At 41.7% G+C, this 14257-nt stretch carries 12 protein-coding genes; 5 read left to right on the forward strand and 7 right to left on the reverse strand.

Going from position 1 to position 14257, the window contains the following annotated elements:
- Positions 1–5 precede the first annotated feature (5 nt).
- On the reverse strand, positions 6–911 hold the full coding sequence (gene glyQ, locus AN944_RS15145) for a glycine--tRNA ligase subunit alpha (RefSeq protein WP_055025482.1): 906 nt from the start codon (positions 909–911) through the stop codon (positions 6–8).
- Positions 912–1031: 120 nt separating this feature from the next.
- Here glyQ and AN944_RS15150 point away from each other — a divergent pair, with 120 nt between their 5' ends.
- Complete coding sequence (locus tag AN944_RS15150; protein WP_055025483.1) at positions 1032–1592, forward strand: DNA-3-methyladenine glycosylase I; 561 nt, start codon at positions 1032–1034, stop codon at positions 1590–1592.
- A 73-nt stretch (positions 1593–1665) separates the two neighbouring features.
- Here AN944_RS15150 and AN944_RS15155 read toward each other — a convergent pair whose 3' ends face one another.
- The 5 genes from AN944_RS15155 to fadB form a co-directional block, all read right to left on the reverse strand.
- A complete protein-coding gene (locus AN944_RS15155; protein ID WP_055025484.1) occupies positions 1666–4854 on the reverse strand; it encodes an amidohydrolase family protein in 3189 nt (1062 codons plus the stop codon).
- A gap of 421 nt (positions 4855–5275) precedes the next feature.
- A complete protein-coding gene (locus tag AN944_RS15160) occupies positions 5276–5716 on the reverse strand; it encodes an MOSC domain-containing protein (protein WP_055025485.1) in 441 nt (146 codons plus the stop codon).
- Positions 5717–5718: 2 nt separating this feature from the next.
- Positions 5719–5964 carry a sulfurtransferase TusA gene (tusA, locus tag AN944_RS15165; RefSeq protein WP_055025486.1) on the reverse strand — a complete coding sequence of 82 codons (246 nt, stop codon included), beginning with the start codon at positions 5962–5964 and terminating at the stop codon, positions 5719–5721.
- A 207-nt stretch (positions 5965–6171) separates the two neighbouring features.
- Positions 6172–7341: an acetyl-CoA C-acyltransferase FadA gene (gene fadA / locus AN944_RS15170; protein ID WP_055025487.1), complete on the reverse strand. Its 1170-nt coding sequence runs from the start codon at positions 7339–7341 to the stop codon at positions 6172–6174.
- A gap of 22 nt (positions 7342–7363) precedes the next feature.
- A complete protein-coding gene (fadB, locus tag AN944_RS15175; RefSeq protein WP_055025488.1) occupies positions 7364–9514 on the reverse strand; it encodes a fatty acid oxidation complex subunit alpha FadB in 2151 nt (716 codons plus the stop codon).
- A gap of 247 nt (positions 9515–9761) precedes the next feature.
- Here fadB and pepQ point away from each other — a divergent pair, with 247 nt between their 5' ends.
- From pepQ to hemG, 4 genes are all read left to right on the forward strand, one after another.
- Positions 9762–11084, forward strand: a complete 1323-nt coding sequence (gene pepQ, locus AN944_RS15180; RefSeq protein WP_055025489.1) for a Xaa-Pro dipeptidase — start codon at positions 9762–9764, stop codon at positions 11082–11084.
- Positions 11077–11691, forward strand: a complete 615-nt coding sequence (locus AN944_RS15185; protein ID WP_055025490.1) for a YigZ family protein — start codon at positions 11077–11079, stop codon at positions 11689–11691. Before pepQ ends, AN944_RS15185 begins: the two co-directional genes overlap by 8 nt.
- Positions 11692–11785: 94 nt before the next feature.
- On the forward strand, positions 11786–13243 hold the full coding sequence (locus AN944_RS15190; protein ID WP_055025491.1) for a TrkH family potassium uptake protein: 1458 nt from the start codon (positions 11786–11788) through the stop codon (positions 13241–13243).
- A 28-nt stretch (positions 13244–13271) separates the two neighbouring features.
- Complete coding sequence (hemG, locus tag AN944_RS15195) at positions 13272–13814, forward strand: menaquinone-dependent protoporphyrinogen IX dehydrogenase (RefSeq protein ID WP_055025492.1); 543 nt, start codon at positions 13272–13274, stop codon at positions 13812–13814.
- A gap of 32 nt (positions 13815–13846) precedes the next feature.
- On the opposite strand, the gene AN944_RS15200 is transcribed toward hemG, so the two are convergent.
- On the reverse strand, positions 13847–14155 hold the full coding sequence (locus AN944_RS15200; protein ID WP_055025493.1) for a metalloregulator ArsR/SmtB family transcription factor: 309 nt from the start codon (positions 14153–14155) through the stop codon (positions 13847–13849).
- Positions 14156–14257: the final 102 nt, after the last annotated feature.

Raw genomic sequence — 14257 nt, forward strand, 5'->3', positions numbered from 1 at the left:
TACCTCTACTTACACATTGGGAAACCAAGCGCTTCACGTGCTTGATAATAAGATTCTGCAACACCTTTAGCCATAGTACGAACACGCAAAATATAACGTTGGCGTTCAGTTACTGAGATAGCGTGGCGAGCATCAAGTAGGTTAAATGCGTGTGAGGCCTTCATCACTTGTTCATAAGCAGGTAGCGGTAGTGGCTTTTCTAGTGCTAATAATTTCTGGCAAGCCGCTTCACAATCTTCAAACTGTTTAAATAAGACTTCAACATCAGCATGTTCGAAGTTATATGTAGATTGTTCAACTTCATTTTGGTGGAAGATATCGCCGTACATGACTTTGCCCATAGGGCCGTCAGTCCAAACAAGATCGTAAACACTGTCTACTTCTTGAATGTACATTGCTAGACGTTCTAAACCGTAAGTAATTTCGCCCGTGACAGGTTTACACTCTAGGCCACCTACTTGCTGGAAATAAGTAAATTGTGATACTTCCATGCCGTTTAGCCATACTTCCCAACCAAGGCCCCAAGCACCAAGAGTTGGTGATTCCCAGTTATCTTCAACAAAACGAACGTCATGAACGCCCATATCAACGCCTAGAGCTTCTAAAGAGCCAAGGTATAATTCTTGGATATTACTCGGAGAAGGCTTTAGCACGACTTGGTATTGGTAATAATGCTGCAGACGGTTAGGGTTTTCACCGTAACGGCCATCGGTAGGTCGGCGACATGGTTGCACATAAGCACTGCTCATTGGCTCTGGGCCTAATGAACGTAAAAATGTCATTGGGTGGAATGTTCCGGCACCCACTTCCATGTCCAATGGTTGAACGATTGCGCAACCTTGCTGCGCCCAGTATTCCTGCAGGGTCATAATGAAGCCCTGGAATGTCTTTACGTCGTGTTTCGTCGTCATGTCCGCTTATCTACTGGTTGAGGCTAAAAATAGAAAATGGTTTTGATTATACCTTGTAGATTAAGGCATATGTAGGTTATTTTTTAACGTAGAGATTAAAAATTTTAAAGGGCCTTATAAATGGATTTAAAACGTTGTGCTTGGTTGAGTGATGATCCGCTTTATGTTGACTATCACGACAATGTTTGGGGAAGGCCTGTTTATGATCCTATTGAGCTTTTTGAAAAGCTATGTCTTGATGGTCAACAGGCAGGGTTATCTTGGATCACTATTTTAAAAAAACAGCATAACTATCAAGCTTTGTTTGCCAACTTTGACCCTAAGGTTATTGCCACATTCGATGACGCTAAAGTTGAAGAACTATTATTAAACCCTGGGATTGTTAGAAACCGTTTAAAGGTGAATTCAATTATTCGAAATGCTAAAGCCTATTTAGCTTTCGTCGAATCTGGCAATGATTTTTCAACATTCCTGTGGGACTTTGTCGGTGGACAACCTAAAGTGAATCATTTTAGCTCTATGTCAGACGTGCCTGCGCAAACGCCAGAATCAGAAGCAATGTCAAAAGCATTAAAAAAATTAGGCTTTAACTTTGTTGGCCCAACAATTTGTTATGCTTTCATGCAAGCGGTAGGAATGGTCAACGATCATACAACAGATTGTTTTCGTTATGGAAAATAACTAATTATTGTTGTTGCCGAAATTAAAAAGGGATGTTCCACGTGGAACATCCCTTTTTTATGACATAACGTACTTACTTTGTGTCTTCAAAGAAAAACGGTTTACGTTCTTGTTCATCACCATTTAACAGATTCATGGTTTCTGAGTTGTAAAGCTTGCCATTCACCATGGTATAAGTGACTTTGTCTGTGACTCTAATGTCGGTTAAAGGGTCGCCATCAATAACAATGATATCTGCCAATTTACCCGCTTTAATCGAACCAAGTTGATGATCCATTCCAAAGGTTTTGGCAGGGTTGATGGTTGCTGTTTTTAGTACATCCATATTGCTCATACCGCCTTGAGCGAACATCCACATTTCCCAATGTGCAGCTAAACCTTCGCGTTGACCGTGTGCTCCAATATTTGGCTGGATACCAATATCATTTAGTTCATTTGCTACGCGAGCAACATTGAAATGATTGTAATGCGCATCTGGTGCCTTGGTGCGTCGCATAGAACGAGCATTCAAAATATCACTAGGAACATACATACTTAGACGGGGATGAGCCCATACGTCAGTTTTGTCATACCAGTAATGTTCACCTGATATTCCGCCGTAAGCAACAACAAGTGTCGGGGTATAAGCCACTTCTGTTTGCCCCCAGAATTGTTTGATGTCACTGTAAATTGAACCTGTTGGTAATGAATGTTCAATCGTTGTGTGACCATCAGCAATCATCGATAAGTTATGCTGTAATAAACTACCACCTTCAGGCACCACCATCATTTCTAATTCACGTGCAGCTTGAATGACTTGTTGACGTTGATTACGACGAGGTTGGTTATAGCTTTTAACACTGAAAGCGCCGACTTTTTTCAGACGCTCTAAATGAAATTTCGCATCATCTAACGAGTCTACGTGCGAGGTATAACCTGGTGCATTTGCACCATATAAAATAGTTCCCGTAGAGAAAATTCGTGGCCCTACAATATTGCCTGCTTTTTGTTGTTCAGATGCAGCAAATATTTCTGTTGTGTCATTCGATGGGTCATGTATTGCGGTGACACCTAGCGAAAGACCTGAGTATAGTTGCCAGTTTTGTTGTGGAATGATTTCATCATCAGCTTGAGAACCGTGAGCGTGAGCATCAAATAAGCCAGGCATAAGTGTTTTGCCCTTAATATCGATCACTTGAGCGCCACTTGGAATATTTGTCTTTGCATCACCAACAGTCACAATTTTGTTGTCTTTAACGATAACAACGCCATTGTCTATGACTTCGTCATTTTCCATAGTGATAACTTTGCCACCAACAAAAGCGACTGTTCCACGTGGAACATCTGCTTTTTGAGTGAAACCAATTGAGGTTACAGTTGGTTTGCTTTCATCATCAGTTTTGGCGTATTGGGTATCGACTTTTGCTTGATAAAGTTCAGGGCCAAGAGTCCAATAAAGTTCACTATTATCTGCGTTCCAACTGATACTTTCACCAGCCCGAGTACTAAGTTGTGTGACAGGTAAGTTAGTCGCTTTAGGGCTAATACGTACAGTTTCACCGTGTTTTGCAAAAGGGGTGACATATACACGAAAACGTTCTGCAAATGCTAAGTGTTCGCCGTTAGGCGATACTCTAAATTCTGTTGCATGCTCACTGGTGTAATGGGTACGTTTTTCGAAACCATCTAAGCTGATTGACGCGAATTCAGGTGTTTCACCGTGATCCATAAAGAATACACGATTATTATCGCTGCCAAATTGTGGTTGGTACCCATTAGCTGTAATTTTAACATTATTCTTTTTCTTTAAGTCGACTTTATACAAGCCTGGCTCTTGAGACCACGTACGAGGCGTGACATAACCACCTTTAGCTTTGCGGTACACAACGACTTTACCATCTGGAGAAAAGGTCGGTTCAACATACTTACCAGGCTCTTTTGTCAGCGTTTTACTTCTTCCGCCTTTAGCGCTGACAATGCTCACCGCTCCTTGGTCTTGATCATTCCAAGTGGTAAACACGATATTTTTGCCGTCTCTTGACCACTGCGGGAATAACTCATTAATATCGTCGTCTAGGCGAGTTAAGCGTTTTTGTTTACCGTCTTCAATATCACGGATCCACAATTTCCCTAAAGCTTCGAACACCACTTTTTCACCATTAGGAGAAACTTGAGCCATTCGTAACATTTTTACGTCGAAATTGTCTTGGTCTAAGTTTTGTGTAAAACGAACTGAAGGCTGAACATCTAATTCAGTTTTGACCGTAAAAGGAATATTCTTTACTTCCTTATCATCAATGCTCAGTTTATTGATTTTACCTTTAGCCCAGAATACGATTTCTTCATTATCTTGAGTCCATGACATTGTTGGGTAAACACCATGAATAGCCCAAGTTTCTTGCATATCACGATCTAGATTGTCGTATAACTTAGTGTGCTCACCTGACTTTAAATCTAATAAATACAATGTAGATTGAAAACCGTCACGCTTAATGTAAGCCAGTTTGGTACCATCTGGGCTTGGAGTCGGTCTAATTGCGCCACCAGTGCCTTCAATTAATACTTCAATATCACCGGTTTGAGTATCGTAGCGCTTAATTTTATAAATGCCCTTTACCGAATCTTTTGAGTAGTGGAATGTTTTGCCTGGGGTAGCATCTTGACTGAAATAGATATAGCGACCATCAGGAGAGTATGCTGGCTCGCCTAAGTCTTTTTGATCATTAGGGCGTTCAGTTAACTTAACACCTTCACCACCGGCAACGTGGTACATCCATACTTCACCGGCTCCCAAACTACGACTAGCGGTAAAGTGCTTTCGAGCAACTAAATATTGCGAGTCAGGGCTCCATGCTGGGCTGTTTAATAAACGAAAGGTTTCTGACGTAACAGGGCGTGGATTACTACCGTCTGCATCCATTACCCAAATGTTGTCACCACCATCTTCATCAGATGTAAAGGCAATTGATTTACCATCAGGGCTATACACTGGCTGCATTTGCCAAGCGATACCTGAAACTATTTTCTTAGCTTCTCCACCAGAAATTGGCATTTGATAAATATCGCCAAGTAAATCGAACACGATGGTTTTTCCGTCAGGAGACACACTGACGTTCATCCAAGTACCTTCAGTAACATCAATTTTTACTTTTTCAAGTGGGGCATTTTCTGGCGCATTAACTTGCCATTTAGCTGTATCTTCTGATGCATTAACTGCAAGTGATGCACTGGCCAGACTAAGTGCAATAGCGGTATACAATGGTTTTATTTTTGAGGTAAACATGCACAATCCATTATTATGATTATCGTTATTGATCGGAGTTACACTTTTATCAATCAAGTGTTGTTTGCGAGTTATAAAACTGATGATATTTATCGCATAAATTAAGCAAGAACTAAACATTTATTCTGTTTCAATTGATGACAGAAAAAGCTGATTATTTGATTGAAATAAGTTTGCAAAGTCGGGGGTATTAATGGTGATAACGGTATAAAATGTTTAAAGAGTAACAAAACGAATTTGCGTAAACATGTTTGAATACGGTTAGTGAACTCATTATGTATAAAGAATAAGTGGAGGAGAATAAGTATAAGTAGGCTTACTTAACTGGTTAATATGATTTTGTTTTTTATAAAATCGAAAACCGCAGATTAAGTGCGGTGATCATGTACCAATTATCAAAAATACATTACAGCTGAATCCGTTATGCAATGACCACAGGATCTTCTGTTTGAATTAATCCTTCCGTAACGACCTTGCAAGTTACTCCGCCGCGCCAGTGTGGTGACAAGGCTTGTTCTAAACCGGGCTGAGCTATTTCCATTTTAGCGCATGGATCGGTTTCACCAGTTATAACTAGAGAAACGTGCTCACCAATCGAAATGGTTTTACCTACATCGGCAGCACTAAATTCATGACCATCAATTAATAGATTAGCTCGACGGGTAAGCCAGTCTAAATTAACGTTGATTTCTTGGCATGCCGTTTTCCATTGCTCTATCGACATTACAGTTACTTGGCGCTTGCTTGGCCGACCAAAGACATCATTTTCTACACCACGAAGCAAACTCACATTTGCGCAAAAAACGGGCTTCATTGGGCCTTTTTTTACTGTTTTGTATGCGATAGCTTGTAGTGTAGACATGATTAAAGTCCTTTTCTGATCATATATTTATAAGGTGTCTGATTTGTGTCACTTGCAATAAGAGTGTGATCCATAAACTCACAAAAACTTGGAATATCTCTGGTTGTTGCTGGGTCGTCAGCGGTAATAAGTAATGTTTCACCTTCAGCCATTTTACGGACTGTCTTACGGATCATCATGACAGGCTCAGGACAACGTAAACCTAACGCATCTAAATGATGCTGCGCTGTTGAAAATATTTCGCTCATACCCACTCTTATATACGACAGACTAACAATAATTGCGCTAATTTTACTCTGCTGAGTTACTGTTGCAAGGGCTTAACCTTAGCTTTATTAGTAAATCGTGAACTAGTACCCATTGTTCCACGTGGAACACGTGTCGTGCTGGCAATAAAAAAAGCCGTACTTCTGTTCAAAGTACGGCTTTTTACACATTTATTATATCAGCAGAGGTTAGCTTTCTACGCGCTCAAAAATAGTCGCAATACCTTGGCCTAAACCAATACACATGGTTGCTAAACCATATTTAGCATCTTTAGCTTCCATTAAGTTAATCAAGGTCGTTGAGATACGAGTACCAGAGCAGCCTAATGGGTGACCTAATGCAATTGCGCCGCCATTTAAGTTCACTTTCTCATCAACCACATCGGTTAGACCTAAGTCTTTAACACATGGAAGAGACTGAGCTGCGAACGCTTCGTTTAATTCAATCACGTCCATATCATCGATATTTAGACCTGCACGAGCCAGAGCTTTCTTAGTCGCTGGTACTGGGCCGTAACCCATGATTGCAGCATCACAACCGGCAACAGCCATTGAACGGATGCGAGCACGAATAGGTAGGCCTAGTGCTTTGGCTTTTTCTTCTTCCATTACTAACATTGCAGAAGCGCCATCAGATAAAGCTGAAGAAGTACCCGCTGTTACTGTACCGTTAGCTGGGTCAAACGCAGGGCGCAATCCAGATAAAGATTCAAGTGACGTTTCTGGGCGGATGACTTCATCGTGGCTTACTTTAATCAAAGCGCCATTAGCATCATGACCTTCAATTGGCACAATTTCATTGTCAAATCGACCTTCAACCGTTGCTGCGTGTGCACGTTGATGTGAGCGCACAGCAAATGCATCTTGTTGCTCACGAGTAATTCCATGCATTTTGCCAAGCATTTCAGCGGTTAAACCCATCATACCTGAGGCTTTAGCAACGTTACTTGCAAGACCAGGATGGAAGTCTACGCCATGGTTCATTGGTACGTGACCCATATGCTCAACACCACCGACGATGAAGGTGTCGCCTTGACCTGTCATGATGGCGCGAGTGGCTTGGTGAAGCGCATCCATTGATGAACCACATAAACGGTTTACGGTTACAGCACCGGCTGATTTTGGAATTCCAGCCAATAACGCAGCATTACGTGCGATATTAAAACCTTGTTCCAAAGTTTGTTGCACACAACCCCAGATAACATCTTCGATGTCATTTGGATCAAGTTTACTGTTGCGGCTTAATAATGATTTCATTAGTTCAGCAGAAAGAGTTTCTGCTCGTACATTTCTAAATACTCCAGCCTTAGAGCGGCCCATCGGAGTACGAATGCAGTCGACGATTACAGCGTTTTTCATGATGTTATTCCTTTACTGCTGATTAGGCTGGGTAGTATGTGCCGTTAGTAGCTGCAAGCTCGCGCATTGCGTCAGTCACTTGATATAGGCCACCTAAGTGTGCAAATTTGTCAGCCATTGCGACAAAGTTAGCGATACCCATAGTATCTAAGTAACGGAATACACCGCCTCTGAATGGTGGGAAACCAATACCGTAAACTAAGCCCATATCGCCTTCAGCTGGAGAAGCAATAATGCCTTCTTCTAAACAGCGAACCGTTTCGATAACCATTGGGATCATACAACGTGCGATAATCTCATCGGATTCGAAATCTTTAAGCTCACCAAATTCTTTACCAAGCAGTTCATAGCTAGTCGGGTCCAAATCTTTCTTAGGTTTACCACGACGGTCAACAGAGTAAGAGTAGAAACCTTTAGTATTCTTCTGACCAAAGCGTTCACTCTCAAACATAATGTCGATAGCGTCTTTGCCATTTTTACCCATGCGATCAGGGAAACCTTCAGCCATAACAGCTTGTGCATGATGTCCAGTATCAAGACCGACAACGTCAAGTAAGTAAGCAGGGCCCATTGGCCAGCCAAACTGTTTCTCCATGACTTTATCTACTTTGGCAAAGTCAGCACCGTCAGCGAGTAAGCCACTGAACCCTGCAAAGTAAGGGAATAACACACGGTTAACGAAGAAACCTGGGCAGTCATTAACGACAATCGGGGTTTTACCCATTTTGCTGGCGTAAGCGACGACAGAAGCAATGGTTTCTTCAGAGCTGTTTTCACCACGAATAACTTCAACCAATGGCATTTTGTGCACAGGGTTGAAGAAGTGCATGCCACAGAAACGTTCAGGTTTCTTCATGCTTTTAGCCAGTAAGTTTATTGAAATTGTAGAAGTGTTTGAGGCGATGATGGCATCGTCTGCTACGTGTCCTTCTACTTCTGCTAATACTGACGCTTTTACTTTTGGATGTTCAACTACAGCTTCAACGACGACGTCAGCATCCTTAATTGGTGCGTAATCTAAAGCTGGAGTGATGTTGTTTAATACTGCAGCCATTTTAGCTGGAGTAGAGCGGCCACGTTTAACCTGAGCAGTTAACAATTTAGCGGCTTCGCCGAGCCCTAAATCAAGTGCAGGTTGGGCAATATCTTTCATGACGATAGGCGTACCTTTACTGGCACTTTGGTAAGCAATACCACCGCCCATAATACCAGCGCCAAGTACAGCCGCACTGTCGACGTTTTTAGCCAGTTTGCCTGCTTTCTTTGCTTTGCCTTTAACTAATTGGTCATTTAAGAATATACCAATTAACGCAGTGGCTACTTCAGTTTTCGCTAGCTTGATAAAGGCTTGGTTTTCAACCTTCAATGCTTCTGCGCGATCAAGTGTTGCAGCTTGCTCTATGACACTAACAGCCATCATAGGTGCAGGATAGTGTTTACCTGCCACTTTGAATACCATGCCCTTTGCTGTTGCGAATGACATCATCGCTTCAACTTTTGGTAAGGTCAGTGGTTTTAGTTTGCGGTTACGACGAGACTGCCAATCTAACTTTTCGGCAATAGCGTCTTTTAGCATTTGAAGCGCAGCTGCCTCTAAATTCTCGGGTGCAACAACAGCGTCAACAGCGCCAACTTTCAAAGCTGCGTCTGGGCGTTGATCTTTACCTGTGGTGATCCACTCAAGAGCGTTATCTGCACCGATTACACGTGGTAAGCGCACAGTGCCACCAAAGCCAGGAATTAACCCAAGTTTGGTTTCTGGTAAACCAATACGAGCATTGGTGTCAGCAATACGCAAATCAGTAGCAAGTATGGCTTCACAACCACCACCAAGTGCAAACCCGTTAACTGCAGATGCTGTTGGGAACGGTAGATCTTCTAGTTTATCAAACACGGCACTCGCTTGTTCAACCCAGCTAAGTAATGTGGCGTCATCCAGTTTGAATAACCCTAAAAACTCAGTGATATCTGCACCGACAATAAAGGTACTTTTACCTGATGTGAGTAATAAACCTTGGATGCTAGCATCTTGTTTAATGCTCTCAAGAGCTGCATCTAATGAAGAAAGAGTTTCTTTATCGAATTTGTTTACCGAGCCTGGTGCGTTAAAGCACAACTTGGCAATGTTATCCTCTAATAACTCTACTTGAATTGTAGGACTTTGGTAGATCATTGCTTGCTTCCTTTTTGCTAAAAGCGACTTCCACATCACAATTACTGTGTTGTTATCTAGCTTTGTTTCACAGCAGCGACGGCCATCATTTGACCAGTTGCCAAACAGTGTGCGACGAAATGAAATAAATTACAACACCCAATTTAAACGTCCGTTTAAATATTTATCTGCTAGAGGCCATTTTGTCCTTTGTGATACACTTCACAAGTTGTCAAACAAGAAAAATAACATCACAGGGATAGCCAAAATGGATCAGCTAGCTAATTTTTATCATGCTCACATTGCAGAATTAAATCGTCGGGTTGCCGAGATTGTTAGTCGCGAAAACCTCGCGGGGTTAGTGATACATTCTGGCCAAGCTCATCGTCAGTTTTTAGATGACTTAAGCTACCCGTTTAAAGTGAACCCACAATTTAAGGCTTGGGTGCCCATTTTAGATAATCCTAACTGTTGGGTTGTGGCCAATGGCATAGATAAACCAACGCTGATTTTTTATCGCCCCGTGGATTTTTGGCACAAAGTAAGTGACGAGCCGACTGATTTTTGGGCAGAGCATTTTGATATTAAATTATTAACCAAAGCCGATAGGGTTGCTGAGTTATTGCCAAACAATATTGCTGACTGGGCCTATTTAGGCGAGCATCTTGATGTAGCTGAAGTGTTGGGGATGAGCCGTCGTAATCCTGATTCTGTACTTAATTATCTGCATTACCACCGTGCCGATAAAACCCAGTATGAATTGGAGTGTTTACGCCGTGCTAACCAGATTGCAGTAAAAGGGCATTTAGCGGCAAAAAATGCTTTTTATAATGGCGGTAGTGAGTTTGAAATCCAGCAGCAATATTTGTCTGCGATTGGCCAAACTGAAAATGAAGTGCCTTATAGCAATATTGTCGCGCTAAACCAAAATGCTGCGATTTTGCATTACACTGCGCTTGAGCATCAAATTCCATCGCCTAGGTTGTCTTTTTTAATTGATGCGGGTGCTAACTATAATGGTTATGCGTCAGATATTACGCGTACTTATTCATTTGAGAAAAACCGCTTTTACGAATTGATAGTAGAAATGAATAAGATGCAGTTAGCCATTGTCGATATGATGAAGCCGGGGGTTAAGTACACCGACCTTCATTTAACCACGCATGCCAAATTAGCTGAATTAATGCTGCAATTTGATATTGCATCGGGTGACGCTCAAGGTCTTGTGGAACAAGGCATAACCAATGTGTTTTTCCCTCATGGATTGGGGCATATGTTAGGGCTTCAAGTTCATGATATGGGCGGCTTTTCCCATGATGAGCGTGGCACTCATATTCCTACTCCCGAAGGCCATCCATTTTTGCGTTGTACTCGTGAGATTGCAGCGAACCAAGTATTCACCATTGAACCGGGGATCTACATTATTGATTCATTATTGGCGGAGCTAAAAAACGATCAACGCCATACTCAAGTAAATTGGAATACGATTGATGAATTGCGACCATTCGGCGGTATTCGAATTGAAGATAATGTTATTGTTCACCAAGACCGTAATGAAAATATGACTCGAGAGCTTGGACTGGTTGACTGAACAATACTTAATTCCCAATCAAACATTAAAGATTGAAGAAGATATAAAGCATAGCCGTTTCATTACTGTACTATTTCATTGCAGTAGTGAAATAGCGCTTAAGTGTGCACTCACTAACCTCAGGGCGCAATACCCTGGTGCTAACCATTATTGTTATGCGTATGTGGCAGCTGATCCTTCTAACAGCATTGCTATTGGCAGTAGTGATGACGGTGAACCTGCAGGCAGTGCTGGTAGACCTATGTTAGCAACGCTTCAAGGTTCAGATATTGGTGAAATAGGCGCGGTTGTTATTCGGTATTTTGGTGGAACAAAGCTAGGTGTTGGTGGATTGGTTAGAGCTTATTCTTCCGGCATTAAATCGGGGTTAACCCAGCTAACTACTGAAACCAAATACATTCGTTACCGGTCATCATTAATCTGCAGTTACTCGCAACTCAATAATATTGAATACCTGATAAATCAATTTGATGGGGTTATCATCAATAAATCATTTTTGGCAGAGATTGAAATTGAGTTTGAAATTGCCAAAGTTTTTCATCAAGAGTTTAATCGCGAATTAGCGACACAAACCCAAGGTCAGCTTAAAGCAAAGTTTAACGTTTGATGGGGCTAAAAAGTATGCCAGAATATAACGTTACCAGCAGAATAATAAGTGCAATTAAGAACCAATACTATGCAAACTAGTGCAAAAGTAATCCATGCAATATAAAACAATTATTAGAATAACCGGCCTATTGATGGGATTATTTTCTATCACTATGTTGCCGCCAGCATTGGTTGCCATTCTTTATAAAGATGGTGGCGGTACTGCTTTTATTCAGGCATTTTGCGTGAGTTTATTTCTCGGGTTTTTATTGTGGTACCCCAACCGCAGACAAAAAGGGGATTTACGTACTCGTGAAGGCTTTTTGATTGTTGTGATGTTTTGGACGGTACTGGGGTCAATTGGGGCGCTGCCCTTTATATTTTCAACCGAACCAAATCTTAGTTGGACTGACAGTTTCTTTGAGTCTTTTTCTGCACTAACAACAACAGGTGCCACCGTGATTGTGGGGCTTGATGACTTGCCTAAAGCCATTTTATTCTACCGGCACCTACTACAATGGATGGGCGGCATGGGTATCATTGTACTGGCTGTCGCGATTTTGCCCTTACTCGGAATTGGTGGGATGCAGCTGTATAAAGCTGAAATTCCAGGCCCTGTAAAAGACAGTAAAATGAAACCCAGAATTGCAGAAACAGCTAAAGCATTATGGTACATCTACCTGCTGCTTACTGTTGCTTGTGCAACAGCATTTTATTTTGCTGGTATGGGGGCGTTTGATGCCATTTGTCATTCATTTTCAACCATTGCGATTGGTGGATTCTCAACTCACGATGCTAGTATTGGCTACTTTGATAGTCCATTAATTAACGTAATTTGTGCTGTTTTCTTATTGATTGCTGCAGTGAACTTTAGTTTGCACTTTGCCGCTTTTAGCTGGCGAGGGATCAATTTTAAAGTTTATTTTCGAGATGCTGAGTTTAAAGCGTTAATTGGTATTCAGCTGACACTAACAGCAATTTGTTTTGCTACTTTATATAGCTCTGGCATTTATGACACGCCAGAACAAACCTTAGATTATGCCTTCTTTCAAGTGGTGTCTATCTCGACCACAGCAGGGTTTGGCACTGAGAGCTTTCATTCCTGGCCTTTATTTCTGCCTATCTTATTAATCTTCTCAAGCTTTATTGGCGGATGTGCTGGTTCTACTGGTGGCGGGATGAAAGTCATTCGTTTTGTTTTATTGTTGCTTCAGGGCTCTCGTGAAATGAAGCGTTTAATCCATCCAAAGGCAATGTATTCAATTCGAATAGGAAAGTCAGCATTACCTGATAGGGTTGTCGATGCGGTGTGGGGATTCTTCTCTGCTTATGCGTTGGTGTTTGTCATTTGTATGGTGTTGTTGATGGCAATGGATATGGATGCCATTACTGCATTTAGTGCAACGGCAGCGAGTATCAATAATTTGGGACCTGGTTTGGGGGATGTGGCGAGTAACTATGCGAGTGTTACCGATGGCGCTAAATGGGTATTGGTTTTAGCAATGCTATTTGGGCGGCTGGAAGTGTTTACTTTACTGGTCTTATTTACGCCTACATTCTGGAAGAACTAGGTTTACCACACCAATGACAGGGAAAAACATGTCGAACAATCTGATAATCTATTCCACTGTGGACGGTCAAACTCGTGCTATTTGTGAAGCGATCAAGGCTGTTGTCGTTAATGCTGGGGAACAGGTTGAACTTGTATCATTAGCTCAAGCCAATGCGCTTTCTCAGTCTGGCAGACTCGCTGATTTTGATAAGATATTAATTGGGGCTAGTATTCGCTATGGTAAGCATCGCCCGCAGTTATTTGAATTTATTACCCAGTATCAAACCGAACTTGAGCGAGCTAAAAGTGGCTTTTTCACGGTCAATGTTGTGGCGCGTAAACCTGAAAAAAATACCCCTGACACCAATCCTTATATGCAAAAATTCCTAACGCTTACCAAATGGCAGCCTAAGTTGTTAGGGGTATTTGCTGGGAAAATCGATTACCCTAAATACCGCACTATCGATAGAGTTATGATTCGGTTCATCATGTGGATGACCAAAGGCCCCACAGATACCTCTGGCACCTATGAGTTTACGGATTGGCATAAGGTCGATGAGTTCGCAAAAGGCTTTTTAGCACTCAAGTAAGCGTGCTGAAATAGCCTGCATTGTGAGTTGTGTTATTTGGCGCAATACAAGCGGTGTAAAATGGAAATCACCTCAGTAACTTCAGCGTTTTTTAGAGTGTAATAGACATTTTGAGAGCTTTTGCGTGTGTTGACTAAGTCTTGAGCCCGAATGACGGCTAAATGCTGTGATAAGGCTGATTGGCTTAGTGGCACGGTTTCATTAAGCTCTGTCACGCTTAGCTCTTTATCCAGCAACAAACACAAAATCATTAAACGATATGGATTGGCAATTGCTTTAAGCCATTTAGCTGCCATCTCGGCATTGCCTAGCATTGAATCTACATCAATATTTTCAGACATTTATCTACCTGCTACTCACATATGTTTTTGTAAAATGGATACACCATTAGCATCATACTGCTGGCTAACCGAGATCTCAATTTTATCATTCAATTATATGAG

The organism is Shewanella sp. P1-14-1 (genome assembly GCF_001401775.1).
Classification (GTDB): domain Bacteria; phylum Pseudomonadota; class Gammaproteobacteria; order Enterobacterales; family Shewanellaceae; genus Shewanella; species Shewanella japonica.